Genomic DNA, 26,751 nt, shown 5'->3' with positions numbered 1-26,751 from the left:
CCCGACTGATGCGTCACGGTCGACGCATGACCACCTCCTCCGGCCCCGCACCCGGCGGAATGCCGCTGTGGTCGCAGTCAGCCATGCCCGACCCCACCCCAAAAAAGCAAAAGGCCCCGCCAACCCGGCGGGGCCTTCCCTTTTCTCGAAAACGTCCAGCCTTACTGCGGGATCTCCCCCGTCAGCCCCTCGACATAGAAATCCATGCCCAAGAGCGTGCCGTCATCCGCCGTCTCGCCCTCGGCCAGCCAGTCCGAGCCGTCCTGCTTCTTCAGCGGCCCGGTGAAGGGGTGGTACTCGCCATTGGCCATCGCCTCCTTCATCGCCAGCGCCTCTTCCTTCACCTCGGCGGGCACCGCATCGGTGATCTCGCCGATCTCGACCATGCCCGGGCCGATCCCGTCCCAGGTCTGCTTGCTCTCCCAGGTGCCGTCCATCACCGCCTGGGTACGCTCGATATAGTAGGGCGCCCAGTTGTCGATGATCGAGCTCACCCGCGGTTTCGGCTTGTACTCGGCCATGTCCGAGGCCTGCCCGAAGGTGATGACGTTGCCGGCCTTCTCGGCGGCGGCCTGCGGCGCGGTCGAATCGGTGTGCTGCAGGATCACGTCGGCGCCCTGTTCGATCAGCGCGGTGGCGGCATCCGCCTCTTTCGCCGGGTCGAACCAGGTATAGGCCCAGATGATCTTGAACTGCACGTCCGGGTTGACCTTCTTCGCGTGGATATAGGCCGAGTTGATGCCGCGGATCACCTCCGGAATGGGGAAGGAGGCGATGTAGCCGATGATGTTCGATTCCGTCATCTTGCCGGCGATATGCCCCTGCACGGCGCGCCCCTCGTAGAACCGGGCCGAGTAGGTGCTGACGTTGTCGGCGGTCTTGTAGCCGGTGGCGTGCTCGAACTTCACGTCCGGGAACTTCTTGGCCACGTTGATCGTGGGGTCCATGTAGCCAAACGAGGTGGTGAAGATCAGGTCGGCGCCCTGAAGCGCCATCTGGGTGATCGCCCGCTCGGCATCGGCGCCCTCGGGCACGCTTTCCTGGTAGACGGTCTCGACCTTGTCGCCGAAATGCTCTTCGAGGGCGAGCCGGCCCTTGTCATGCTCGTAGGTCCAGCCGCCGTCGCCGATCGGGCCCACGTAGATGAAGCCGACCTTGGTCTTGTCCTGCGCCACCGCCGAGGTGGCCAGGCCAAGCGCGAGCGCGGCGCCGGTGAGAAGTCTGGTAAGGGTCATGAAGGTCTCCCGTGTTGTCTTTTGGTGGTTCGTGTTGCGTTGCGGTCTGCCTCAGGCCGAGGCGTGGAAGACGCGGCCCAGGGATGCGGGCGCGCGGGATTTGTCCGCCGACATGATGACCAGCACGACGATGGTGATCAAGTAGGGCGACATCGAAAGATACTCCACCGGAATGGCGACCCCCGCGGCCTGCAGGTTGAGCTGCAGCACCGTGACCCCGCCGAAGAGCCACGCGCCAAGCAGGACGCGCCCCGCCTTCCAGCTTGCGAACACCACCAGCGCCAGCGCGATCCAGCCGGCCCCGGCGGTCATCCCCTCGGTCCACTGCGGCACGCGCACGAGGCTGATATAGGCCCCGCCCAGGCCCGCACAGGCGCCCCCGAACAGGATCGCCATCAGCCGCACGCGCACCACCTTGTAGCCCAGCGCATGGGCGGCATCGTGGTTCTCGCCCACCGCCCGCAGGACCAGCCCGGCACGGGTGTATTTCAGCGTGGCCCAGACCCCGGCGACCAGCGCCAGCGCGAAATAGACCATCAGGTCATGGGAAAACACCACCCGGCCGATAAAGGGCAGGTCGCTCAACACCGGAATATCAAGCTTCGGCGTCGGCGGCGGCTTGATCCCCACATAGCCTTGCCCCATCAGCGAACTCAGCCCCAGCCCGAACAGCGTCAGCGCCAGCCCGCTCGCCACCTGGTTGGCCAGCGCATATTGCGTCAGCAGCGCGAAGAGAAGCGCAAGCACCGCGCCCCCCAGGGCCGCCAGCAGGAAGCCCAGGGCAGGGGAGCCGGTCTCGACCGACACGGCAAAGCCGCAGATCGCCCCGGTGATCATCATCCCCTCGACCCCGAGGTTCAGAACGCCCGAGCGCTCCACCACCAGCTCGCCGATGGCGGCCAGCAGGATCGGCGTCGCCGCGACAAGCAGCGAGGCCACGAGAAGGGCAGGGTTGATCGAAGAAAGGTCCATTAAAGTGTCCCCGCAAGCTTGAGTCCAGTCAGCGACCCGCAGGTCGCGCCGATCCAAAACCCGGTAAGTCCGGCCGCCTCGTTCAGCCATTTCCGGGGGTGATTGGTGGTCAGCATGAGTACGTAGCCTCCGAAGGGCATCCCGAACAGAAAGAGCCCGATAACCATGCCTTCCCAACTGGAAACAACCAGGGTGAAGATCGCAGGAAAGACATCGAGCGGGGTAAACGACAACCCGGCCAGCACCAGGAACGCGATGCCGGCGGAAATCAGGAGATATCTCAGGGATCGCTGCATCACGCGGCCTCCGCTGTCTTGATCCGGATACGGAAATTGGTGAGCAGGTCGACGGCCAGCAGGAAGAACAGAAGCATCCCCTGGAACATCTGGATGGCGGCGGCGGGCAGGCCGAGGTTCGACTGCGCGATCTCGCCCCCGATATAGGTGAGCGCCATCAACAGCCCGGCAAACAGGATACCGATCGGGTGCAGCCGCCCGAGGAAGGCCACGATGATCGCGGTGAACCCATAGCCCACGTTGAAATCGATGCTGACCTGCCCGGACGGGCCCGACACCTCGAACATCCCCGCCATCCCGGCCAGAGCGCCGGCGGTGCCCAGGCAGAACAGGATCAGCCGCGCCGGGTTGACGCCCGCGAACCGCGCCGCCCTTGGCGCCTCGCCCGTCAGGCGGATGTGATAGCCCAGGATATGCCGGTTCAGCAGCACATAGGCCAGGATCACCGCCATGAAGGCCGCCACCACGCCCCAGTGCATCCCCGTCCCGGCAATCACCTCGGCATTGTGGGCGGATTCGTATTGCTGCAGGTTCCGCGAGCCCGGAAAGCCGTGCCCTTCCGGGTTCCGCAACAGCCCCAGCGACATCTTCGCCAGCAATTGCTCGGCCACGTAGACCAGCATCAGCGACACCAGGATCTCGTTCGTCCCGAACCGCACCTTCAGGATGGCCGGGATCATCGCCCAGGCCCAGCCGCCCAGCGCCCCCGCGATCACCATCAGCGGAAAGATGAACCACGCCTCCATCGGGTAGAAGGCCAGCCCCACACCGGCGCCGGTCAGCGCCCCGATGATATACTGCCCCTCCGCCCCGATATTCCAGATCCCCGCCCGGAACCCCAGGCTCAACCCGATGGCAATGAGGATCAGCGGCGCCCCCTTCACCAGCAATTGCGGCCGGTAATAGAACGCGAACTCGCCGAACAGCGGCTCCCAGAAGATCGTCCCGATCGCCTCGACCGGGTTCTTGCCCAGAAGCGCGAACAGCGCGCCGCCCGCGATCATGGTGATCACCACGGCGACCACCGGCGTCAGGTAGGTCCAGAGCCGCGACGGCTGCGGCCGTTTCTCAAGCTTCAGCATGGCGCGCCTCCCTCACCGTTGCCCCTGGATATTTTCCCGCCAGAAGAAGCAGGCAAACGCCCCGACGCTTCTTCTGGCCAAAAATATCCCCGCCGGAGGCACAGAATCTCTTTCCCCCACGCTCAGGCATGCGACACCTCCATCCCGTGGGCACCGCCCATCATCAGCCCGATCTCCTCGACCGTCAGGCCCTTGGCGGGCCGGATATCCGACAGCCGCCCCTCGTTCAGCGCGCCGAACCGGTCGGAGATTTCCATCAGCTCGTCGAGATCCTGGCTGATGCAGACGATCGCCGCCCCCTCGGCGGCCAGGTCCAGCAGCGCCTGCCGGATGGCCGCCGCCGCCGCGGCATCGACGCCCCATGTGGGCTGGTTCACCACCAGCACCTTGGGCCGCTGCAGCACCTCCCGGCCGATGACGAATTTCTGCAGGTTCCCGCCCGACAGCGACCTTGCCGCGTTATCCGGGCCGGGCGTGCGCACGTCGAAGCTTTCGATCACCTTCTCCGCAAAGCTCCGCGCCGCGCCCCATTTCAGAAAGCCGCGGTTCAGCAGGTTCTCCCGCTGCGCCGCCGTCAGCACGCCGTTCTCGATCAGGCTCATATCCGGCGCCGCCGCATGGCCCAGCCGCTCCTCGGGCGCGGCCAGCAAGCCCAGCTCGCGCCGCGCCGTCGGCCCCAGCCGGCCCACCGGCTGGCCCAGCAGGCGGATCGCGTCGGGATGGGTCTTCAGCTCCCCCGACAGCACCGCCAGCAATTCGTCCTGCCCGTTGCCCGCGACCCCGCCGATCCCGAGGATCTCGCCCTGCTGCACCGTCAGGTGAATGTTCTTCAGCGAGGTGCCGAAGGCCGAGGGCGACTTGACCGACAGCCCCGAGATATCCAGCGCCACATCACCAAGCTCCCGCCCGGCCCGTTCCGGCGCCTCGAAGGCCGAGCCCACCATCAATTCCGCCATCTCCCGCGCCGAGGTCTCGGCCGGCACGCAGGTGCCCACGTTCTTGCCCAGCCGCAGGATCGTCGCGTGATCGCAGAGCGCGCGGATTTCCTCCAGCTTGTGCGAGATATAGAGGATCGCCACGCCTTCCCCGGTCAGCTTGCGCAGCGTCTCGAACAGGATCTCCACCTCCTGCGGCGTCAGCACCGAGGTGGGCTCGTCCATGATCAGGAGCTTCGGCTCCTGCAACAGGCAGCGGATGATCTCGACCCGCTGCCGTTCCCCCGCCGACAAATCGCCCACCGTGCGATAGGGATCGAGCGGCAGTCCATAGGTCTCCGACACTTCGCGAATGCGCGCCGCAAGGTCGCGCATCTGCGGCGGGTGCTCCATCCCCAGCGCGATGTTCTCCGCCACGTTCAGCGCATCGAAGAGCGAGAAGTGCTGGAACACCATCGCCACCCCCGCCGCCCGCGCCGCGCGCGGCTCGGCCGGGGTGAAGGGCTTGCCGCGCAGCGTCATCGCGCCGCTGTCGGGTTTCACCAGCCCGTAGATCATCTTCACCAGCGTCGACTTGCCGGCGCCGTTTTCGCCAAGCAGGGCATGAACCTCGCCCTCCTTGATCTCGAACGAGACGTCGTCATTGGCAACGACGCCCGGATAGGCCTTGGTCAGGCCCTTGATTGTCAGAAGTGTCCCTGTCACGCGATTTTTCCTTGTTGGAGGCGTCGTTGCGCCCCGGTTTTCAGTATCTCCGCCGCCACGCCGACCGCAATGGCCTGCGGGTGTTTGCCCAAGGTGGGGTCGCCGATCGGGCAGCGGATGCTGTCGATTTGATCGGGCCCATGCCCGAGCGCCGCCAGCCGCTTGCGGAACCGGGCCCATTTCGTGGCCGAGCCGATCAGCCCGGCGCTGGCGAAACCATGGCTCAGAAGCTGGTGGCACAGCTCGAGGTCGAGCGCATGGGAATAGGTCAGGATCAGGTGATGCGCGTCCTTGGGCGCGTGGGGCACCAGCCGCGCGGGCTCCGCCGCGGGCAGGGGGGTCACGCCCTCGGGAATGTCTTCGGGAAAGCGGTCGGGCGCCGTATCGACCCAGGTGATCCGCACCTCCGGCAGCGGCTCGAGCACCGAGACCAGCGCCCGGCCCACATGGCCCGCGCCCCAGATCCAGACCTCGCGCGTGGGCCTTGCCACCGGCTCGATCATCCAGCCATCGAGCAGCTGTGCCTCCGGCGGCCGCCCCTGGTTGCGCGCGGTGGCCAACATGCGCTTCACCGACAGCGGCATCGCCGCCGGGCCACTCACCGGGCGGGCGACAACCGTCTCCGCCTCTGGCAGGCTCCCGGCGTCATACACTTCGCTCACCACCTCCACGGCCCCGCCGCAGCACTGGCCCATCTCCGGCCCCAGCGCATGGCGGCTCAGCCGACAGGCCACCGCCTGCTCCCGTGCGGCGCGGGCAAGCTCATGTTCCAAAGCGCCCCCGCCGATCGTCCCGGATTGCCCGCCGACCCAAACCAGCATCGCCGCCCCGGTCTCGCGCGGGCAGGAGCCATGCGTCGCCGCAATCACCACGCGCGTCACGCGCCCATGCTCGGCCACGGCGCAGGCAAGCATATCAAGATCAAACCCCATGACGCACCCGGTCCACCGTCAGGAACACCCGCTCCGCCGTCGCCGGCGCATCGAGCGCCGGATAACCCGCACCGCAACTCGCAATCGCATCCGACAACGCAAGGAAGGCCGAAATCCCCAGCATGAAAGGCGGCTCGCCCACCGCCTTGGACCGGTAAATCGTCTCCTCCCGGTTCCCGTCATCCCAGAGCGCCACGTTGAACACGTCCGGCCGGTCGCCACAGGCGGGGATCTTGTAGGTCGACGGCGCATGCGTGGTCAGCCGCCCCTTGTCGTTCCACACCAGCTCTTCCGTCGTCAGCCACCCCGCACCCTGAACGTAACCGCCCTCGACCTGCCCGATATCGATCGCCGGGTTCAGGCTGGCGCCCGCATCATGCAGGATATCCGTCCGCAAAATCCGGTTCTCGCCCGTCAGCGTGTCGATCACCACCTCGGTGACAGCCGCCCCATAGGCGAAATAGAAGAACGGCCGCCCTTCGCCGCGTATCCGGTCCCAGGCCAGCTTGGGCGTCTTGTAGAACCCGGTCGAGGACAGGCTCACCCGGTGCTCATAGGCCAGCTTCGCGGCCTCGGCAAAGCTGCGTTCGTGCTCGCCCACATACACCTTGCCACCCTCGAACCGCACCGTCGCGGGCTCCGTCTGGTGATACTCCGCCAGGAATTCCGCCATACGGTCGCGAATGGTGTCGCAGGCCGCCTTCACTGCCATCCCGTTCAGGTCGCTCCCCGAACTCGCCGCCGTGGCCGAGGTGTTGGGCACCTTGCCGGTATCGGTCGCGGTGATCCGCACAGCCTCCTGCGGCACCCCGAACCGCGCGGCGGCCACCTGCGCCACCTTCTGGAACAGCCCCTGACCCATCTCCGTCCCGCCGTGGTTCAGGTGGATCGAGCCGTCGTTATAGACATGCACCAGCGCGCCGGCCTGATTGAGATGGGTCAGCGTGAAGGAAATCCCGAACTTCACCGGCGTCAGCGCGATACCCTTCTTCAGCACGGCATTCGCGGCATTCCACTCCGCCACCGCCTTGCGCCGCGCGTGATATTCGGCCTTCGCCACCAGCGCATCGGTCATCTCGTGCAGGATGAAATCCTCGACCGGCTGCCCGTATGGCGTGGTCTGCACGCCCGCGGGTGGCTTCGGCACCGCGTCCGGCGGCATCTCCGCCTGCGCCCCGCGCGAGGTCGGGTCGATATCGTCCGGGATCGGCTGGGCCCTGCTGGCCCCCGGCGAGAAATCCCCGCCGAACCGCTGCCCCGTGCCGGGGCCCGTCTTCTTCGGCGCGGCATAGTAATTCACCCGCCGCACCTCCAGCGGATCACGGCCCAGCTCATGGGCGATATGATCCATCACCCGCTCGATCCCGATCATCCCCTGAGGCCCGCCGAACCCCCGGAAGGCGGTGGCCGACTGCGTGTTGGTCTTCAGCCGGTGCGACAATATCCGCGCGTTTTCAAGGTGATAGGCATTGTCCGCATGCAGCATCGCCCGGTCCGCCACAGGCAACGACAGGTCCTGGCTCCAGCCACAGCGGGCATATTGCGTGAACTCCACCCCCAGCACCCGGCCGTCATCATCGAACCCCGCCCGATAGGTGATCCGGAAATCATGCCGCTTGCCGGTGATGATCATGTCATCGTCGCGGTCATAGCGCATCTTGCAGGGCCGGCCCGTCAACTGCGCCCCCAGTGCACAGGCAATCGCCAGCGCATTGCCCTGGCTCTCCTTGCCACCAAAACCGCCGCCCATCCGCCGGCATTCCACCCGCACGCCATGCATCGGAATGCCCAGCGCATGGGCCACCTTGTGCTGGATCTCGCTGGGGTGCTGGGTCGAGGACATGACCACCATGTCGCCGCCTTCCTGCGGCAGGGCCATGGCGGCCTGACCCTCGAGGTAGAAATGCTCCTGCCCGCCCATCTCCAGCGTGCCCTCGATGGAATGAGGCGCACCGGCGATGGCGGCCTTCGCATCGCCCTTCTCGTAGAGGCGCGGCCCGTCCTCGAAATGGCTGTCGGCGGCGATGGCCTCGTCAATCGTCAGGATCGGCGTGGCCTCTTCGATCTCCACACCCGCCTTCCGCGCGGCCTTGCGCGCATTCAGATGACTGTCGGCAACCACGAGGAACAAGGCCTGCCCGGCGTAATGCACCTCGCCCGTGGCCAGCAACGGCTCGTCATGAATGGACGGCGAGGTATCCGCCTCCCGCTCAAGATCGTCGGCGGTCAGCACCGCGACAACACCCGCACTGGCCCGAACCTCCGAGACATCCAGAGCCGTGATCGACCCCGCAGCTACCTCGCTCAGCCCGAAGGCCAAATGCAGCGTCTCCGCAGGCGCCGGGATATCGTCCACATACCTTGCCTGCCCGGTCACATGCAGCGGCGCGGCGTCATGGGGGAGGGGCTTCGTCACGCTCATGCCGACACCTCCAGCACGCTCGTCGCCTGCCCCTGATCCTCGTGGAAATACCGGGTCAGCAGGTTCCGCGCCCCCTCCAACCGATACCGGGCCGAGGCGCGCATGTCCGACAGCGGCGTGAAATCCTTCTCCCACGCCCCCGCCGCGGCTTCCACCGTCTCCAGCGTCCACGGCTGGCCGGTAATCGCCGCCTCCACATGCGTGGCCCGCTTCGGAACCCCCGCCATGCCACCGAACGCGATCCGCGCCCCGCTCACGACGCCATCCTCGACGGTGATGCTGAAACACCCGCACACGGCGGAAATATCCTGATCGAACCGCTTCGACAGCTTGTAACAGCGCAACCGGTCCGCCTGCGCCGGAATGGTCACCGCCTCGACGAACTCGCCGGGCGCCCGGTCCTGCTTGCCATACTCGAGGAAGAAATCCTCCAGCGGCAGCTCCCGCCGCACATCGCCCTTCCGCAGATGCAACACCGCGCCCAGCGCGATCAGCGCTGGCGGCCCGTCGCCAATGGGCGAGCCATTGGCGATATTTCCGCCAATTGTCGCCGCGCCCCGCACCTGGGCCGAGCCATAGCGCCGGATCAACTCCGCAAAAGACGGGTGGCGCGACGCCATCTCCCGCATCAGCCGGTCGAGCGTCACCCCCGCGCCGACCCGCAGGCCGGAGCCACTCTCCTCCACCTGCTGCAAATCCCGGCAGCGGTGCAGAAACGCCACCGGCGCCAATTCCCGCAACTGCTTGGTGACCCAAAGCCCCACATCCGTGGCCCCGGCCACCAGCACCGTCTCCGGCGCCCGCTCCAAGAGGGCCGCCAAGTCGTCCGCACTTTCCGGCAAGGCCGGGGCAGGGGCCACCGCCGCCCTATCCTCGCGCAGCCATTCCGGCACCGGCTCGGTCGCCGCCGCCTCCGCCGCGCGGATGATCGGCGCATAGCCGGTACACCGGCACAGGTTGCCGGCCAGCGCCGTGTCGAAATCCCTCTCCCCGTTCAAATGCGCCACCGCCATCGACACGATGAATCCCGGCGTGCAGAACCCGCATTGCGAGCCGTGATGCTCGATCATCGCCCGCTGCACCGGGTGCAGCGTGCCATCCGGCCCGCTGATCCCCTCCACCGTCCGAACGACTTTCCCATGCAACTGCGGCAGGAACAGGATACAGGCGTTCAGCGCCTTCGCCCCCTGCGCATCGCTCACCATCACCGTACAGGCCCCGCAATCGCCCTCGTTGCAGCCCTCCTTGGTGCCGGTCAGCCGCCGACCTTCGCGAAGCCAGTCGAGCAGGGTCTCGGTGGGCGACACCCCGGCAAGATCGATGGCCTCCCCGTTCAACCGAAAGGAAATGTCCATAAGCACGTCTGCCTGCCGCGTTACCTCCGCCCTTTTCTGGTGCGCTCCCCCGATGCGGCGTAGAGGGGCGCGGGCTTTCCTGAAGGGTAGGCTATGCGCGCAATTCGCGGCTTGGCAAGGATTGAGTGGGCCGCGGAGCGGCGCGTGCCGCGGCGGAACGGGCCGTGGCCGCGGCACCGTGACGCAAGGGAAATCAAGGGGTTGGGCGGCGCCCACCCCGATTGCCTTGGAATCGGAGGAAGTGTTTCTGACCGGATATGGCAATGGGTTCGCCCAATCTCGGGGCAGGGCCACGGGTGGTCTGCACCCCGCCGCCCGGCATGGCCTTGCCGCCGGGTCATGCGACAATCGGGTATTTCCACCCCCCCGTCGCCTGCCGTAAGCTCGCCCCCATGAGCAGCGCCCCCCGATTCATCCACCTCCGCGTCCATACCGAATACTCCCTCCTCGAAGGCGCCGTGCGGCTGAAGAAGCTGCCGGGCCTGTGCGAGGCGGCCGACATGCCGGCGGTGGCGGTGACCGACACCAACAACATGTTCGCGGCGCTGGAATTCTCCGTCACGGCGCAAGGCGCGGGTATCCAGCCCATCATGGGCTGCCAGGTCGACCTGCAATACGTGACGCCTGCACCGGGCGAACGCCACAAGCCCCCGGCGCCCGTGGTCCTGCTGGCCCAGACCGAACGCGGCTACGAAAACCTGATGAAGCTCAACTCCTGCCTCTACCTGCGCGGCGACGGGCAACTGCCGCACGTGACGATGGAGGAGTTGCAGCGCCATTCCGAGGCCGTCATCTGCCTCTCCGGCGGCCCCGACGGCCCGGTCGGCCGCCTCCTGCAGGCGGGCCAGCGCCCGGCGGCGGAGACGCTCATGCGCGACCTGCACAAGGCCTTCGGCGACCGCCTCTATGTCGAGCTGCAACGCCACCCCGGCGAGACGGGCGCGCCCGAAAACGAACGGCTGACCGAGCAGGGCTTCGTCGAGATGGCCTACACCATGGAGATCCCCCTCGTCGCCACCAACGACGTCTATTTCCCGCAGGAAAAGATGTACGAGGCCCACGACGCCATGATCTGCGTCGCCGAAGGCGCCTATGTCGACCAGTCGCAACCCCGCCGCCGCCTGACCGCCCAGCACTATTTCAAATCGCCGCAGGAAATGGCCACCCTCTTCGCCGATCTGCCCGAGGCCATCGAGAACACCGTCGAGATCGCCAAGCGCTGCGCCTTCGGCGCCTACCGGCGCGACCCGATCCTGCCCCGCTTCGCCGATGACGAGGTCGACGAGCTCCGCCGTCAGGCCAAGGAAGGGCTCGAGGCCCGCCTCGCCGTCATCCCCCACGCCGCCCCGGTCGAGGAGTACGAGAAACGCCTCGAGTTCGAGCTCGGCATCATCGAGGGCATGGGCTTCCCCGGCTACTTCCTGATCGTGGCCGACTTCATCAAATGGGCGAAAGACCACGACATCCCCGTCGGCCCCGGCCGCGGCTCGGGCGCGGGCTCCCTCGTGGCCTACGCGCTCACTATCACCGACCTCGATCCGCTGCGCTACTCGCTGCTTTTTGAGCGGTTCCTCAACCCCGAGCGGGTCTCCATGCCCGACTTTGACATCGACTTCTGCATGGACCGCCGCGAGGAGGTGATCCAGTATGTCCAGCGCAAATACGGCCGCGACAAGGTGGGCCAGATCATCACCTTCGGCGCGCTCCTGTCCAAGGCCGCCGTCCGCGACATCGGCCGCGTCCTGCAAATGCCCTACGGCCAGGTCGACCGCCTCTCCAAGATGATCCCCGTCGAGGGCGTCAAACCCGTCTCGATCGAGAAGGCCCTGCAACAGGAAGACCGCCTTCGGGAAGAGGCCCGCTCCGAGGAGGTGGTCGACCGCCTCCTGAAATACGGCATGCAGGTCGAGGGCCTCCTCCGCAACGCCTCCACCCACGCCGCCGGCGTGGTGATCGGCGACCGCCCGCTGGATGAGCTGGTCCCCCTCTACCAGGACCCGCGCTCCGACATGCCCGCGACCCAGTTCAACATGAAATGGGTCGAGCAGGCGGGCCTCGTGAAGTTCGACTTCCTCGGCCTGAAAACCCTCACCGTCGTCCAGAACGCCATCGAACAGATCCACGCCTCGGGCCGCGACCTGCACATCGCCGCCGATGGCAGCACCATCTACGAACCCTTCGACGGCGCCGAGAACGATATCGGCCAGATCCCCCTCGACGACCCGAAAACCTACGAGCTCTACGCCCGCGCCAAGACCGTCGCCGTGTTCCAGGTGGAAAGTTCGGGCATGATGGACGCGCTCAAGCGGATGAAGCCCACCTGCATCGAGGATATCGTGGCCCTCGTCGCCCTCTACCGCCCGGGCCCGATGGAGAACATCCCGAAATACTGCGAGGTCAAGAACGGCCTCTCCAAGCGCGACAACCTGCACCCCTCGGTCGACCACATCCTCGACGAGACCCAGGGCATCATCGTCTACCAGGAACAGGTGATGCAGATCGCGCAGGAGATGGCCGGCTACTCCCTCGGCGGTGCCGACCTGCTCCGCCGCGCCATGGGCAAGAAGATCCAGGAGGCGATGGATGCCGAGCGGCCCAAGTTCATCGCCGGGGCCAAGGAAAACGGCGTCGACGACGACAAGGCGCTCGAGGTCTGGAACCTGCTCGACAAGTTCGCGAACTACGGCTTCAACAAGTCCCACGCCGCCGCCTATGCCGTGGTCAGCTACCAGACCGCATGGCTCAAGGCCAACCACCCGGTCGAGTTCATGGCCGGCGTCATGAACTGCGACATCCACCTCACCGACAAGCTCGCCACCTATTTCGAGGAGGTCAAGCACGCCCTCGCGCTGCCCTACGTGCCGCCCTGCGTGAACCGCTCCAACGCCACCTTCATGGTCAGGGACGGCGCGCTCCACTACGCGCTGGGCGCGCTCAAGAACGTGGGCGTCGACGCCATGCGCCTGATCGTCGAGGGCAGGGGAGAGAAACCCTTCGTCACCCTCTTCGACTTCGCCCGCCGCGCCGATCTCAAGCGCATTGGCAAACGCCCGCTCGAAATGCTCGCCCGCGCCGGCGCCTTCGACGAGCTCGACCGCAACCGCCGCCGCGTCTTCGACAATGTCGAACGGCTGATGAACTACTCCGCCGCGATCCACGAACAGAAGAACTCCAATCAGGTCTCGCTGTTCGGCGAGGCGGGCGACGACTTGCCCGAACCGCGCCTCTCCCCGGTCGAAGACTGGCTGCCCGCCGAACGCCTGACCGAGGAGTTCCAGGCGGTGGGCTTCTACCTCTCCGGCCACCCGCTCGACGACTACGCCGCGCCGCTCAAGCGCAAGGACGTCAAGACGCTGGAAGAGGTCACCGAACACGCCCGCCGCGGCGCCGCCGTGGTCAAGATGGCCGGCGTCGTCGCCGGTCGGCAGGAACGCCGCTCGGCCCGGGGCAACCGCTTCGCCTTCGTGCAGCTCTCCGACACCACCGGCAGCTACGAGGTCACGGTCTTCTCCGACACGCTCGAAGCCTCCCGCGATCACCTCGAGACCGGCTCGATGGTCGTCCTGACCGTCGAGGCGACGATGGAGGAGGACCAGCTCAAGCTGCTGGCCCGCGTCATCCAGCCCGCCGACAGCGTCGTCGCCGATGCCGGGGCCTCGGGCCTGCGCATCTTCGTCGAGGATGCGGGCGCGGTGCCCTCCGTCGCCACCGTTCTGGAAAAATCCGCCGACGCCAAGGGCGGGCGCGGGCCGATCTATTTCTGCCTCCTCGACCAGGCCCTGCCGGGCGAGGTGGAAATCTCCGCCGGGCGCGACTACCCGGTCTCGCCCCAGATCAAGGGCGCGCTGCGCTCCCTGCCGGGCGTCGCCATGGTCGAGGAAATCTGAACACACGCGGGCAAGTGCCTGAATTGTCGCAGCATTGCCCCCGGGCTGGACGGCGGCGTATGGCCTCGGATAAGCTCTGCGCGATCCGTTGGAATGGGAGGGGTCACCCCGGATGCGTATCGCTGCGGCATGTCTGGTTCTCACGCTCACGGCCTCTTGCGGGGCCGAGATGGCCGGGGTGCCGCGCCTCGCCGACGAGAGCGTGGATCCGGACGCCCCCGCCATGTCGATGGCCCAGAATTCCGGCACCGGCTTCCTCGCCGGCCTCTTCGGCGGCAACCGCGCCGCCACCGCCCCGCCCGAAGAGGAGGGGGCGGCCCCGTCCGGCGCCACCGTGACCGAGGCCTCTCTGCCCGCCGCCGACGCCTCGAAAAGCGAGATCGCCTTCGGCACAAGCCTGCCTTACGGCCGCGTCGCCACGATCTGCGGCGTCGACACGGCCAGCCTGGGCCAGCGGTCCGCCCAGTATCCCGAACGCCGCCCCCGCTACCAACTCTACGACAGCGCGCCGGGCAGCACCGAGCCACACACCTTCTACATCACCGGCTTCGACGATGGCTGCGCCCGGCAGTTCACCGCCGCCATGGCCGTCTTCGGCTCGGTCGAGATGCACGAACAGCTCCGCTACGGCCTGCCGGCCGAGGTGCAGCCCTATTCCGACACCGACAAGGCCTATGAAAAGCTCAAGCGCCGGGTCTGCAACAAGCCCCGCCGCAAACCCTGCGGCAGCCGGATCGGCCAGATGGCGAAGGACACGGTCTTCGTCAGCGTCTACGAACGCTTCGGCGGCAATGCCCAGTGGATGAACCTGCTGCTCCACGGCGGCGACCTCGTGGCACAGGACCGCAAGACCGGCCTCTGACGCCGCGCCGCCTCAGTAATGCGGCGGCCGCTCGTCGCCGATCACCTCGGCCGCGGAGCTCAGGCTCTCCCGCTCCGCCTCCCGCTGCAACAGCAGGGCCACCCGCCGCTTGAGCTGGCCGATCTCGGTCTCCTGCCGGGCCACCACGTCGGACAGGTCGTCGACGACGCGGGCAAGGTGGGCGATGTGTTCTTCGAGCTTTTCCATGAAAGGCATCTAGGCGGGCCGGCCGGACCGGTCAAGCGCGCGCCTGCCGCTTGCCCCTTCACGCCCCTTCGGCTAGACCGCGCGGCGAATGGCACCGGCAAGGACCCGCAAGATGGCCAAGACCAAGAAACAGCCCCGCCCCAAGGCCGAAACCCCCAAGGGGTTCCGCGACTATTTCGGCGCGGAAGTGAGCGAACGCGCAGAGATGCTGCAGAAGATCGCCGCGGTCTACCATCGCTACGGCTTCGACGCGCTGGAATCGAGCGCCGTCGAGACGGTCGAGGCTTTGGGCAAGTTCCTCCCCGATGTCGACCGCCCCAACGAGGGCGTCTTCGCCTGGCAGGAGGCGGACGAGGACGGCAAGGGCGACTGGCTCGCCCTGCGCTATGACCTCACCGCGCCCTTGGCCCGCGTCTACGCCCAGCACCGCAACGACCTGCCCACCCCCTACCGCCGCTTCGCGATGGGCCCGGTCTGGCGCAACGAGAAACCCGGCCCGGGCCGCTACCGCCAGTTCTACCAATGCGACGCCGACACCGTCGGCACCGCCAGCATGGCCGCCGACGCCGAGATCTGCGCCATGCTCGCCGACACGCTGGAAGAGGTGGGCATCCCGCGCGGGGATTACCTGATCCGTGTGAACAACCGGAAGGTTCTGAACGGCGTGCTGGAAAGCATGGGGCTCGCCGACGACGCAGAGCGCAGCGCCGCCGTCATGCGCACCATCGACAAGTTCGACAAGGTCGGCGAAGCGGGCGTGCGCGAATTGCTTGGCAAGGGGCGGCTGGATGCGTCGGGCGCTTATATTGATGGGGTCGGCCTCACCGATGAACAGGCTGGCCCGGTGCTGACCTTCCTCACCTCCAAGGCCGCCGACACGGGCGAAACCTTCGCCAACCTCCGCCGCGCCGTGGGCGACAGCCCCATGGGGCAGGAGGGCATCGCCGAGCTCGAACAGATCGCCGACCTCCTCGCCGCGCAAGGCTACGGCCCCGACCGCATCGTCATCGACCCCTCCGTCGTGCGTGGCCTCGGCTACTACACCGGCCCCGTCTTCGAGGCCGAGCTCACCTTCGACATCCTCGACGAGACGGGCCGCAAGCGCCAGTTCGGCTCGGTCGCCGGCGGCGGGCGCTACGACGACCTCGTCAAGCGCTTCACCGGCCAGGCCGTCCCCGCCACCGGCATCTCCATCGGCGTCGACCGCCTGCTCGCCGCCCTGCGCGAGAAAGGCCGCATCGGCACCGCCGCCACCGGCCCCGTCGTCGTCACCGTGATGGACCGCGACCGCATGGCCGACTACCAGGCCATGGTCGGCGAACTCCGCCAGGCCGGCATCCGCGCCGAGGTCTATCTCGGCAACCCCAAGAACTTCGGCAACCAGCTCAAATACGCCGACAAGCGCAACTCCCCCGTCGCCATCATCGAGGGCGGCGACGAGAAGGAGAAGGGCATCGTCCAGATCAAGGACCTGGTCCTTGGCGCCAAGATCGCCGAGAACGCCACGCTCGAGGAATGGAAGGAACGGCCCAGCCAGTTCGAGGTGCCGCGCGACCAGATGGTCGCCAAGGTCCGCGAGATCCTGGACGGGCAGGGCGGATGACCAACCGCGCCGCGATCCGGGCCGAGGCGATGCGCCTGCGCGGCCTGTTCGAGGCGGCAGGGGCGGACCCGGTGGAAACCGCCATCCTCCAGCCCGCCGACCTCCTCCTCGACCTCTATGGCGAGGATATCCGCGCCCGCGCCTACGTCACCTCCGACGCGCTTCGGGGCGAGCAGATGCTGCGCCCCGACTTCACCGTGCCGGTCGTGCAGATGCACATGGCCCACGGCGCCGACCCCGCCTGCTACACCTACGCGGGCGAGGTCTTCCGCCGCCAGGAACACGACCCCGACCGCGCCAACGAATACATCCAGGCCGGGTTCGAAGTCTTCGACCGCGCCAACCCCGAGGCCGCCGACGCCCGCGTCTTCGCCCTCTTCCACAAGGTGCTGGCCCCTCTGAACCTCCGCGCCGCCACCGGCGATATCGGCATCCTCATGGCCGCCGTCGAGGGCCTCCGCACGCCCGAACGCCGCAAGGCCGCGCTCCGCCGTCACATCTGGCGCCCCAAGCGCTTCCGCGCACTCATCGACCGCTACGCCGGCCGCGCCCGCGTGCCCGAAAGCCGCGCCGCCCTGCTGGCCGCCACCGACCCGATGGCCCATGCCGCACCGATGATCGGCCTGCGCAGCGCCGCCGAGATCCGCAGCCGCATCGACACCCTGCGCGAGGATGCCGCCGCCGCGCCCCTGTCGGAAAACGAGGTGGCGCTGCTCGACGCCATCCTCGCCGTGCGCGAAACCTCCGACAACGCGCTGGAACAGCTTCGCGACATCGCCGTCGACATGCCCGCCATCGCGCCCGCCATCGACCGGCTGGCCCGCCGCCTCGACGCGCTGGGCGACGCCGGCATCGACGTCACCGCGCTCGATTTCGAGGCCAGCTACGGCCGCACGCAAATGGAATATTACGACGGCTTCGTCTTCGGCTTCTACGCCGAGCGCCGGCCCGACCTGCCCCCGGTCGCCACCGGCGGGCGCTACGACGCGCTGACCCGCCAACTGGGCGGCGGCGCGGAAATCCCGGCGGTCGGCGGCGTCATCCGCCCCGGCCTCGTCATCTCGCTGGGGGGTGCGGCATGAGCGTGAAGCTGGGCGTGCCCTCCAAGGGCCGGCTGATGGAGAAGACCTTCGAATGGTTCGGCGCCCGTGGCGTCGCACTGGGCCGGGCGGGCTCCGACCGGGAATATGCGGGCTTCGTCGACGGCATCGACAATGTCGAACTCGTCCTGCTCTCGGCGGGCGAAATCCCCCGCGAACTCGCCGCCGGCCGCATCCATCTCGGCGTCACCGGTACCGATCTCGTCCGGGAAAAGCTGGGCCGGTGGGATCACCGGGTCGAGGAGCTGGCCGAGCTGGGCTTCGGCCATGCCGACCTCGTCCTCGCCGTGCCGCGGGTCTGGGTCGATGTGGGCGCGCTCGACGATCTCGACGCCGTCGCCGCCGCCTTCCGTGCGAAACACGGCTTCCGCCTGCGCATCGCCACCAAGTATCACCGCCTCGTCCGCGACTTCCTGCGCGAGAACGGCGTCGCCGACTACCAGCTCGTCGACAGCCAGGGCGCGACCGAGGGCACCGTCAAGAACGAAACCGCCGAGGCCATTGCCGACATCACCTCATCAGGCGACACCCTGCGCGCCAACCACCTCAAGACGCTGGAAGACGGGCTGATCCTGCGCAGCCAGGCCACGCTGTTCCGCGCCCGCGGGGTCGACATGGGCACGGCCGACCGCCAGACCCTGAAACAGCTCATCGCCAGGCTCGGCGCCGACTGAGCCGGGCAGGAAACGGGGGCAGGGGCCCCCGCACCGCAGAACGAGAAAGGCCCGGATGATCGCTCATCCGGGCCTTCGATTTCGATGTTCCGACAGATCAGAACTTGAAGACGGTCCGCACGGCCAGCGTGGTGGCCTCGGCGCCCACCGGCGTACCGGTGAAGTCGTCGTAATCGTGGTACAGCAGTTCGCCACCCACGGTCAGGTGGTCGCCGACCATGTAGTCGTAGCCGCCGCCGACGAAATACCCGTCCACGTCACCCGCGATATTGGTGTCGAGGTTGGTGTAGCCGCCGGTGGCATAGGCCAGGCCGCGGCCCATCTTCACACCGCCCCGCACCTTGACGCGCAGGATGTTCTCGGCCTGCACGGCCGGGGTCAGGTTCAGGCTGGTCCAGTCATAGTCGACCGCGGTACCCAGCACGAAGTTGCCGAAATCATAGTCGTAACCGGCGGTGAAACCCGCGATGGGATCGTCACCGTCGATGCCGGCAAAGTTGGTGTCCATGTTGAGGTAGCCGATTTCGCTACCGAGGTAGAAACCGGTCCAGTTGGGGATGGCCGGTTTCGCCGGGGCCGGCACCGTGACCGGTGCATCGACGACAGGATCCGCCAGGCTGCCTGCCAGCGCGGGGCCCGTAGCGGTCAGAGTGGCGGCCACAAACAGGGAAAGCGCGTGCTTCATATTCTTGTCCTCACGTTTCGGTCCGCGTGTTCGCTCACGAACCATTTGTGCATTATCAGATTTGGCCCGAAAGTGCCGGGTGCTACGACGCAGTATCTAGGCGAGATGCCCCGACACTCAACGACAGAAGGGCCAAAATCTCTTGTCGTTTTGCAAGTGTTGCTCTCATGTGACCTAAAGTCCCTCAAACCCGGGATAACAGGCAGTTTTGAGCAAGAAGCCGCCGAGAAAACACGCGGCGGTGTTGAAAAATGAACGGCCCGGGCTTGGGAAAGCCCGGGCCGTAATTCCGATCGAAAGACTTGGTCGGATCAGAAGCGGAACGTGCCGCGAAGCTGAACCGTCGTCGCTTCGACGTCGGTGCCGGTCGATTGGAAGTTGTCGAACTCGTGATAGAGCACTTCACCACCAACCGACACGTTCTGGCTGACCATGTGCTCGTAGCCTGCGCCGACGAAATAGCCGTCGTCGTCGCCCACGTTGCTCACGTCGGCGTTGGCGTAGCCGCCGGTGCCGTAGAGCAGGCCTTGACCCACCTTGTAGCCGGCGCGCGCCTTGACGCGGTAGACCCGCTCGAGATCGTTGCCGGGGGCCAGCGAGATATCGGCGAAGTCATAGTCCATGCCGGCACCCACAACCCAGTTGCCGAGGTCGTAATCGTAACCGAACGTCAGACCACCGATCACGTCGTCCCCGTCGAGGCCGGGCACGTTGGTGTCAACATTCGCGTAACCGATCTGGCCACCGCCGTAGAAGCCGGTCCAGTCGGGGCCTGCGGGGGCCGGCGGTGCCACCGGCGCAATGACGGGCTGCTCCTGCGGGGCGGGCGTCATGCTCCCGGCCAGCGCGGGGCCGGCGACGAGGGCGGAGGTTGCCGCAAGCACGGTAAGCGTTCTCTTCATGTCTGGTCTCCTTTGGTCTGACGACCATTCTCTTTCTGCTCCTCCGGTCCGCCGCGCGGCACCGGACACCCCGTCGGGACATCGCCCGATCTTTTGGGTGTTGGGCGCACATATACGCCTGCGGCGGCGTGACAAGGGGGGTGCCGCGATAATCAGATATTCGTGATCGGGGCGCACGGTGCGGTGGGGTAAAGAAGCAGAAACTGGCCGGCATGTCAGTGACTTGGGCCGGTTTGCGCCGATGACCTAGCGTCATGAGCGGACTGTTGCAGCGATGCAGCACCCGCGCGGGCGCGCCGCCGCCGCCTCTTGGGCGTCCGGGCCATCGACGCCTGTCGCGGCGCAACACCACCGCGCGGGGCGTTAACCCGGCCGGCCACCGTCCCGAACACCGACAAAATACCGACGTTATACCGACGTGATACCGACACGGCCTCCTGCCGCGAAATCAACGCGTTAACCCTGATTCGCGTGCCGTTTCCGGAAATCGCCCTGTCGCGTCACAAAACCCCGATATCCGCCAGGGCCGCCGACAGGTCCGCCGGCAGCGCCTCCTCGTCCCGCCGCGAGGCCGGCAGATCGGCCGGCGCATCGCCCGGCTGCAGGTATCTCCAGCCCTGGAACGGCCGCTTCTGCGCCGTGGTGGTCCGCACGATCTCGGGGTCCAGCACGATTGCACAGCGCCGGATGCCATCCTGCCCGGTCACCTCGTCGAACCGGACGATCCGCTGCCGGCACTGCACCAGCCCCTGGATCACCCAGTAAAGCGACCCGCCCTCGAGCACCTCGTCGGCCCGCCGCGGCCACATCCGCGTGACATGCCGCGGCAGCCCGTCCTCGGTCTGTGCCCGGCGCAGGGCCTGCCAATCCGCCATGCTCTCGACGTTTTTCGAGCCGACGCTGAGTTTTATGAGATGCAGTTTGGCCATGTGAAAGAATCGTCCTTTGGGCCAGATACGGTAGTGGAAATCCGGACGGCTTCAAGGTATTGTGGATGTCTCCACGAACCAGGACCTGCCGCACATGACCCGCTTTGCCGCCCCCATCGCCGAGTCCATCTGGGACATGAAGTACCGCCTGAAGGATGGCGACGGCACGGTCCGCGACCGCACGGTCGAGGATACCTGGCGCCGCGTGGCCCGCGCGCTGGCCCAGAACGAGGCCGAGCCGGAGGCCTGGGAGGACCCGTTCTTCCACGCGCTCGAGGATTTCCGCTTCCTCCCCGCCGGCCGCATCACCGCCGGCGCCGGCACCGCGCGGCAGGTAACGCTCTTCAACTGCTTCGTCATGGGCACCATCCCCGACAATCTCGACGGCATCTTCAACGCCCTGCGCGAGGCCGCGCTCACCATGCAGCAGGGCGGCGGGATCGGCTATGATTTCTCCACCATCCGCCCCCGCGGCGCCGAGGTGAAGGGCGTCGCCGCCGATGCCAGCGGGCCTTTGTCCTTCATGGACGTGTGGGACGCCATGTGCCGCACCATCATGTCCGCCGGCTCCCGCCGCGGCGCGATGATGGCCACCATGCGCTGCGACCACCCCGATATCGAGGATTTCGTCGCCGCCAAGGCCGACGCCTCCCGCCTGCGCATGTTCAACCTCTCGGTGCTGGTGACCGATGCCTTCATGGAAGCGGTCAAGGCCGACGGCCCGTGGGAGCTGACCTTCGGCGGCAAGGTCTACCACACCATCCAGGCCCGCGACCTGTGGAACCGGATCATGCAGGCCACCTATGATTTCGCCGAGCCGGGCGTGATCTTCATCGACCGCATCAACCAGGCCAACAACCTCGCCTATTGCGAGACGATCTCGGCCACCAACCCCTGCGGCGAACAGCCCCTGCCGCCCTACGGCGCCTGCCTGCTGGGCTCGATCAACCTGGCCCGTCTGGTGCGCGAGCCGTTCGAGGACACGGCCCATGTGGATGAGGCCGAACTCGACACCCTTGTCGCCACCGCCATCCGCATGATGGACGACGTGGTCGACGTCTCGAACTTCCCGCTGGAACAACAGCGGCAGGAGGCGCAGGCCAAGCGCCGCATCGGCCTCGGCGTCACCGGCCTCGCCGATGCGCTGCTGATGAAGGGCATGCGCTACGGCTCCGAGGAGGCCGCGGAACAGACCGAACGCTGGATGCACCGCATCGCCCGCGCCGCCTATCTCGCCTCGGTGGAGCTTGCGAAAGAGAAGGGCGCCTTCCCCCTCTTCGACGCCGACGCCTTCCTCGCCAGCGGCACCATGCAGGCGATGGACGCGGACGTGCGCGCCGCCGTGGCCGAACACGGCATCCGCAACGCCCTGCTGACCTCCGTCGCGCCCACCGGCACGATCAGCCTCTACGCCGGCAATGTCTCGTCGGGCATCGAGCCGGTCTTCGCCTATTCCTACACCCGCAAGGTGCTGCAGAAGGACGGCTCCCGCACCGAGGAAGGGGTCGAGGATTACGCCGTGCAGATGTGGCGCGAGAAGTTCGGCGATGCCGATCTGCCCGACCATTTCGTCAACGCCCAGATGCTCGCCCCCGAGGATCACGTGCGGATGCAGGCCGCGGCCCAGAAATGGGTGGATTCCTCGATTTCCAAGACCATCAACGTGCCCGAGGATATCAGCTTCGAGGCCTTCAAGAACGTCTACATGCAGGCCTACGAGACCGGCTGCAAGGGCTGCACCACCTACCGCCCGAACGAGGTGACGGGCTCGGTCCTGAGCGTCAGTGAGAAAAGTTCAACGACGGGTGACGTCGGGAACAGGATTGTCGAATTGGCCAAGAAGAACGGACTGAGCCTGCGGGCGCTGTCCGTGAAGGCTGGCCTTGGACCAAACTACGTGCAGCAGCTCGTGAAGAACGAGAAATCGCCCTCGGTCGACAACATTGCCAAGATTGCACAAGCCCTAGAGGTCACCACAGCGACAATCCTTGGTGATCAAGCGCCTGAAGTCTTGGCATCTTCTGATGCCGAACCGCTTCAGCCCCATGGCGACGTGGTCTACATGTCCGAACCGCTCGACCGCCCGGCGGAGCTCGACGGCGCCACCTACAAGCTGAAATGGCCCGACAGCAACCACGCGATCTACGTCACCGTCAACGACATCATCCTGAACGGCCACCGCCGACCCTTCGAGGTGTTCATCAACTCCAAGAACATGGAGCATTTCGCCTGGACCGTGGCGCTCACCCGGATGATCTCGGCCGTGTTCCGGCGCGGCGGCGACGTGTCCTTCGTGGTGGAGGAATTGAAAGCCGTCTTCGACCCCCGCGGCGGGGCCTGGATGAACGGCAAGTACATCCCCTCGATCCTCGCCGCCATCGGCGGGGTGCTGGAACGCCACATGATCCAGATCGGCTTCCTCGAGGGCGAAGGCCTCGGCCTCAAGACCGACCCCACGGCCGAGGTCGTCAACCTGCCCGGCAAACGCGGCCCGGCCTGCCCGGCCTGCGGACAATACGACATGCGCATGGTCGAAGGCTGCATGACCTGCATGAATTGCGGCCATTCCAAGTGCGGCTGAGCCCGCGGGGCTGCGGCGTGAGCTGAGCCAACCGGCCCGAAATGGTGCCGGCCTTCAGGCCAACGAGCCCGTACCGCCCCGCCCGCGCGCCCTAGCCGTTGCGCCAAACGCCGCTGGCAAGGCTGGTCACGGCGAAGCACATCGCCGCAATGCAGACGATGGACGGCCCGGCCGGCGTGTCGAGCATATAGGCGGCCCGCAGCCCGATGACCGCCGAGGCGGCGCCGATGACGGCGGCGGTGAGCGCCATGCCTTCCGGCGTGCGCGACAGCGGCCGCGCGGCGGCGGCCGGGATGATCAGCATCGCCGCGATGAGCAGGACGCCGACCACCTTGATCGCCACGGCGACGGTAATCGCCAGCGCCAGCGTCAGGATCAGCTTCTCGCGCTTGGGGTCGATGCCGCTGGCATGGGCGAGATCCTCGTTCAGCGTCGCGGTCAGCAAGCCCGACCAGCGCCAGCCGATCAGCCCGACCACCACCGCCGCACCGCCCCAGATGACCGCGAGGTCGGTGCGAGACACCGCCAGGATGTCGCCGAAGAGATAGGCCATCAGGTCGATCCGGATGCCCGACAGGAAGGACACCGCGACAAGCCCGAACGCCAGGGCCGAATGCGCCAGGACCCCCAGCAGCGTGTCCATCGCATAGCCGCGGCCGGTCAGCAGCGTGACGGTCAGCGCCATGGCCAGCGCCACCGCCATCGCGCCCGTGAAGACTGAAATCTGAAGCGCCAGCGAAAGGGCCACGCCAAGAACGGCGGCATGGGCCGTGGCATCGCCGAAATAGGCCATGCGCCGCCAGACGACGAAACTGCCCAACGGCGCGGCGGCACAGGCGACGCCAAGGCCGGCGAGGGTGGCGCGCATCATGAAATCGTCGAGCATCACTCGGCGGCCTCCGTATGGTCGTGCCCGTGATCATGCCCGTGACCCTGCCCGTGGTCGTGGTCGCAGGCCCCGTCATGGGCGTGGTCGTGATCGTGCCGGTAAAGGGCCAGCGCCCCGCCGGTGCCGCTGCCGAAGAGCGCGCGATACTCGGGCGCGGACGAGACCTTCTCGGGCGTGCCTTCGCAGCAGACATGCCCGTTGAGACAGACAACCCGATCCGAGGCGCTCATCACCACGTGCAGCTCGTGGCTGATCATCAGCACGGCACAGCCGGTCTCGCGCCGCACCTCCTCGATCCGGCGATAGAAGGCGGCAGAGCCGGGCTGGTCCAGCCCCTGCGTCGCCTCGTCGAGCAGGATCACGTCGGGCCGGTTGATCATCGCCCGGGCCAGCAGCACCCGCTGGAACTGCCCGCCCGACAGGCCGGACATCTGGCGCTTGGCGAGGTCCGGCACCCCGGCCGTCTCGAGCGCCTCGGCACAGGCGCCTTTCGCAATGCCGCCGGGCAGGCGCAGGAACCGTTCCACCGTCATCGGCAGGGTCGGGTCGATATGCAGCCTCTGCGGCACATAGCCGATGCGCAGGCCGGGCTTGTGAACCACCTCGCCCCGCGCCGGCGCCACCGCGCCGATGATCGCCCGCAGCAGGCTGGTCTTGCCCGACCCGTTGGGCCCCACCACCGTGACGATCTCGCCCGGCGCAACCTCCATCGACACGTCGCGCAACACCGTGACTGCGCCGTAACGAACGCTTAATCCGCGAAGCGATATCAGGCTCATGCGTCGGCCTTTTCCGCGCAGGACGGGCAGACGCCTTCCGCCTCGACCACCGTGCGCTCGATCCGGAACCCGGCTTCACGGGCTGCCTGGCCCAGCGCGCCCCGTGTCGGCGTCGCGTGCGCCTCGGCCACCGAATCGCACAGCCGGCAGATCATGAAGGCCGGCGAGTGGCGGGTGCCGGGATGCGCGCAGGCGATGAAAGCGTTAAGACGTTCGATCTTGTGCGCCAACCCGTTGGCGACGAGGAAGTCGAGCGCGCGATAGGCGACCGGCGGCTGCGAGCCGAAACCCGCGTTGCGCAGCCGGTCGAGCACGTCATAGGCGCCCAGCGCGCGGTGTTCCTGCAGCAGGATTTCCAGCGCCTTGCGGCGCACGGGCGTGAATTGCAGGCCCTGCTCGGAACAGCGTGCTTCCGCCGCCGCAATGCCCGTGGCAACGCAGCGGCCGTGGTCATGCGCGGCGAAACCCACCGGTTCGGTGGCGGGATCGGCCTTGGGGTGTCCGGGGCTTGTCATGTTATCTTATATCATGTATCGGGTCATCGATGTTATAAAATCACATGGAGCCCCGGATGTCCAGAAACCTTCTCCCGCTATCGCTGACTGCTACGCTGCTGGCCGGAACGGCCATGGCCGACACGCCCGGGGTCGCGGCGGATATCGCGCCGGTGCACTCGCTGGTGGCGCGCGTCATGGCCGGGGTGGGGGAGCCGAACCTGATCGTCGCCCCCGGCGCCAGCCCGCATGAATACAGCCTTCGCCCCTCCGAGGCCCAGGCGCTTCAGGACGCGGCGCTGGTGTTCTGGGTGGGGCCGAGCCTGACACCGTGGCTCGGCGATTCGATCGAGACGCTGGCCGGCGGGGCCGAGATCGTGACGCTGTCCGATCTGGACGCGACCACCACGCTTCCGACCCGCGAAAGCGCCCTGTTCGAAGCGCATTCCCATGATCACGGCGACCACGAAGAGTCGCATGACCATGATCACGAAGAGGCACATGACCACGACCACGATCATGAAGAGGCACATGATCACGACCACGAGGATCATGCGGAGGGCGAAGGCGAAGGGCACGACCACGAGGAGCACGCCGAGGGCCACGACCACGATCATGACCACGGCCACGATCACGGCGGCACCGACCCGCATATGTGGCTCTCGCCCGAGAACGCCTCCGCCTGGCTGACCGTCATCGCCGACAGCCTCTCGGCCGCCGATCCCGAGAATGCCGAGGCCTACGCCGCCAACGCCGCCGCGGGGCGCGAGGAACTTGCGGCGCTGTCGCAGGAGATCGAGGGGATTCTCGAACCTGTGCAGGGCGAGAACTTCATCGTCTTCCACGATGCCTACCAGTATTTCGAGAACAGCTTCGGCTTCCCGGCCTCGGGCGCGATTTCGCTCTCCGACGCGACCGACCCGAGCCCCGCGCGCATTGCCGAGATCCAGGGGCGGATGCAGGAACAGCAGGTCACCTGCGTGCTGTCCGAGCCGCAATTCAGCCCCGGTGTCGTGGCTGCGGTAATGGAAGGGTCCGAGGCCCAGACCGGCGTGCTCGATCCGCTGGGGTCGGACCTGGAGCCGGGGACGGACCTGTACCCGCAACTGCTTCGGAACCTTGCCGGGTCGCTGGCGGATTGCCTTCAGGCCGGCTGAGACCGGCCTACGGGCGGACCGCCTCGTCGCGGCCCGCCCTGCGCGCCGGCCCAAAGGGGAGGCGCGTT

Annotated in this window: 22 protein-coding genes; 7 read left to right on the top strand and 15 right to left on the bottom strand. The window is 67.2% G+C overall.

Going from position 1 to position 26,751, the window contains the following annotated elements; genetic code table 11:
- Window positions 1-161 precede the first annotated feature (161 nt).
- From RLN94_RS04640 to RLN94_RS04605, 8 genes are all read right to left on the bottom strand, one after another.
- Window positions 162-1,235 (bottom strand): BMP family ABC transporter substrate-binding protein, encoded by a 1,074-nt coding sequence (locus RLN94_RS04640; RefSeq protein ID WP_350123116.1) that lies wholly within the window; start codon window positions 1,233-1,235, stop codon window positions 162-164.
- Between the two features lie 51 nt (window positions 1,236-1,286).
- Window positions 1,287-2,207: an ABC transporter permease gene (locus RLN94_RS04635; protein WP_350123119.1), complete on the bottom strand. Its 921-nt coding sequence runs from the start codon at window positions 2,205-2,207 to the stop codon at window positions 1,287-1,289.
- A complete protein-coding gene (locus tag RLN94_RS04630; RefSeq protein WP_350123122.1) occupies window positions 2,207-2,503 on the bottom strand; it encodes a hypothetical protein in 297 nt (98 codons plus the stop codon). Before RLN94_RS04630 ends, RLN94_RS04635 begins: the two co-directional genes overlap by 1 nt.
- Window positions 2,503-3,585, bottom strand: a complete 1,083-nt coding sequence (locus RLN94_RS04625) for an ABC transporter permease (protein WP_350123125.1) — start codon at window positions 3,583-3,585, stop codon at window positions 2,503-2,505. The genes RLN94_RS04630 and RLN94_RS04625 overlap by 1 nt, the downstream gene beginning before the upstream one ends.
- Window positions 3,586-3,707: 122 nt before the next feature.
- The gene (locus RLN94_RS04620; RefSeq protein ID WP_350123128.1) at window positions 3,708-5,225 is read right to left on the bottom strand and encodes an ABC transporter ATP-binding protein; all 1,518 of its coding nucleotides are present in this window, start codon (window positions 5,223-5,225) and stop codon (window positions 3,708-3,710) included.
- On the bottom strand, window positions 5,222-6,157 hold the full coding sequence (gene xdhC, locus RLN94_RS04615; RefSeq protein ID WP_350123131.1) for a xanthine dehydrogenase accessory protein XdhC: 936 nt from the start codon (window positions 6,155-6,157) through the stop codon (window positions 5,222-5,224). Before xdhC ends, RLN94_RS04620 begins: the two co-directional genes overlap by 4 nt.
- Window positions 6,147-8,579 carry a xanthine dehydrogenase molybdopterin binding subunit gene (gene xdhB / locus RLN94_RS04610; protein ID WP_350123134.1) on the bottom strand — a complete coding sequence of 811 codons (2,433 nt, stop codon included), beginning with the start codon at window positions 8,577-8,579 and terminating at the stop codon, window positions 6,147-6,149. Before xdhB ends, xdhC begins: the two co-directional genes overlap by 11 nt.
- Window positions 8,576-9,934 carry a xanthine dehydrogenase small subunit gene (locus RLN94_RS04605; RefSeq protein ID WP_350123137.1) on the bottom strand — a complete coding sequence of 453 codons (1,359 nt, stop codon included), beginning with the start codon at window positions 9,932-9,934 and terminating at the stop codon, window positions 8,576-8,578. The genes xdhB and RLN94_RS04605 overlap by 4 nt, the downstream gene beginning before the upstream one ends.
- 392 nt (window positions 9,935-10,326) lie before the next feature.
- Between RLN94_RS04605 and dnaE the strand changes: the two genes are divergently transcribed.
- Window positions 10,327-13,821, top strand: a complete 3,495-nt coding sequence (gene dnaE, locus RLN94_RS04600; protein WP_350123140.1) for a DNA polymerase III subunit alpha — start codon at window positions 10,327-10,329, stop codon at window positions 13,819-13,821.
- Between the two features lie 112 nt (window positions 13,822-13,933).
- Window positions 13,934-14,683: a hypothetical protein gene (locus tag RLN94_RS04595; protein ID WP_350123143.1), complete on the top strand. Its 750-nt coding sequence runs from the start codon at window positions 13,934-13,936 to the stop codon at window positions 14,681-14,683.
- A gap of 12 nt (window positions 14,684-14,695) precedes the next feature.
- Here RLN94_RS04595 and RLN94_RS04590 read toward each other — a convergent pair whose 3' ends face one another.
- The gene (locus RLN94_RS04590; RefSeq protein ID WP_350123146.1) at window positions 14,696-14,890 is read right to left on the bottom strand and encodes a SlyX family protein; all 195 of its coding nucleotides are present in this window, start codon (window positions 14,888-14,890) and stop codon (window positions 14,696-14,698) included.
- A gap of 112 nt (window positions 14,891-15,002) precedes the next feature.
- On the opposite strand from RLN94_RS04590, the gene hisS reads away from it, so the two are divergent.
- From hisS to hisG, 3 genes are read left to right on the top strand one after another with little or no spacing between them, the layout of a single operon-like run.
- Window positions 15,003-16,493: a histidine--tRNA ligase gene (gene hisS / locus RLN94_RS04585; protein WP_350123149.1), complete on the top strand. Its 1,491-nt coding sequence runs from the start codon at window positions 15,003-15,005 to the stop codon at window positions 16,491-16,493.
- A complete protein-coding gene (locus RLN94_RS04580) occupies window positions 16,490-17,575 on the top strand; it encodes an ATP phosphoribosyltransferase regulatory subunit (RefSeq protein ID WP_350123152.1) in 1,086 nt (361 codons plus the stop codon). The genes hisS and RLN94_RS04580 overlap by 4 nt, the downstream gene beginning before the upstream one ends.
- Window positions 17,572-18,267, top strand: a complete 696-nt coding sequence (hisG, locus tag RLN94_RS04575; protein ID WP_350123155.1) for an ATP phosphoribosyltransferase — start codon at window positions 17,572-17,574, stop codon at window positions 18,265-18,267. Before RLN94_RS04580 ends, hisG begins: the two co-directional genes overlap by 4 nt.
- Before the next feature lie 97 nt (window positions 18,268-18,364).
- Here the strand turns inward: hisG and RLN94_RS04570 are convergent, their stop codons facing one another.
- The 3 genes from RLN94_RS04570 to RLN94_RS04560 form a co-directional block, all read right to left on the bottom strand.
- Window positions 18,365-18,952 (bottom strand): outer membrane protein, encoded by a 588-nt coding sequence (locus RLN94_RS04570; protein ID WP_350123158.1) that lies wholly within the window; start codon window positions 18,950-18,952, stop codon window positions 18,365-18,367.
- A 311-nt stretch (window positions 18,953-19,263) separates the two neighbouring features.
- Window positions 19,264-19,854 (bottom strand): outer membrane protein, encoded by a 591-nt coding sequence (locus RLN94_RS04565; RefSeq protein WP_350123161.1) that lies wholly within the window; start codon window positions 19,852-19,854, stop codon window positions 19,264-19,266.
- Between the two features lie 500 nt (window positions 19,855-20,354).
- Window positions 20,355-20,783 carry a DUF1489 family protein gene (locus RLN94_RS04560; protein WP_350123164.1) on the bottom strand — a complete coding sequence of 143 codons (429 nt, stop codon included), beginning with the start codon at window positions 20,781-20,783 and terminating at the stop codon, window positions 20,355-20,357.
- Between the two features lie 94 nt (window positions 20,784-20,877).
- Between RLN94_RS04560 and RLN94_RS04555 the strand changes: the two genes are divergently transcribed.
- Window positions 20,878-23,364, top strand: a complete 2,487-nt coding sequence (locus RLN94_RS04555; protein WP_350123330.1) for an adenosylcobalamin-dependent ribonucleoside-diphosphate reductase — start codon at window positions 20,878-20,880, stop codon at window positions 23,362-23,364.
- A 91-nt stretch (window positions 23,365-23,455) separates the two neighbouring features.
- On the opposite strand, the gene RLN94_RS04550 is transcribed toward RLN94_RS04555, so the two are convergent.
- Genes RLN94_RS04550 through RLN94_RS04540 form a run of 3 tightly spaced genes read right to left on the bottom strand, consistent with a single transcriptional unit; the run spans window position 23,456 to window position 25,547 of the window.
- Window positions 23,456-24,250 (bottom strand): metal ABC transporter permease, encoded by a 795-nt coding sequence (locus RLN94_RS04550; protein WP_350123167.1) that lies wholly within the window; start codon window positions 24,248-24,250, stop codon window positions 23,456-23,458.
- Window positions 24,250-25,032, bottom strand: coding sequence for an ATP-binding cassette domain-containing protein (locus tag RLN94_RS04545; protein ID WP_350123171.1), 783 nt, complete (start codon window positions 25,030-25,032; stop codon window positions 24,250-24,252). Before RLN94_RS04545 ends, RLN94_RS04550 begins: the two co-directional genes overlap by 1 nt.
- A complete protein-coding gene (locus RLN94_RS04540) occupies window positions 25,029-25,547 on the bottom strand; it encodes a transcriptional repressor (RefSeq protein WP_350123174.1) in 519 nt (172 codons plus the stop codon). Before RLN94_RS04540 ends, RLN94_RS04545 begins: the two co-directional genes overlap by 4 nt.
- A gap of 56 nt (window positions 25,548-25,603) precedes the next feature.
- Between RLN94_RS04540 and RLN94_RS04535 the strand changes: the two genes are divergently transcribed.
- On the top strand, window positions 25,604-26,683 hold the full coding sequence (locus RLN94_RS04535; protein WP_350123177.1) for a metal ABC transporter solute-binding protein, Zn/Mn family: 1,080 nt from the start codon (window positions 25,604-25,606) through the stop codon (window positions 26,681-26,683).
- The last annotated feature ends 68 nt before the right edge of the window (window positions 26,684-26,751 follow it).

The organism is Roseovarius sp. (assembly GCF_040223625.1).
Classification (GTDB): domain Bacteria; phylum Pseudomonadota; class Alphaproteobacteria; order Rhodobacterales; family Rhodobacteraceae; genus Roseovarius.
This window is presented reverse-complemented; position numbering and strand designations above follow the sequence as displayed.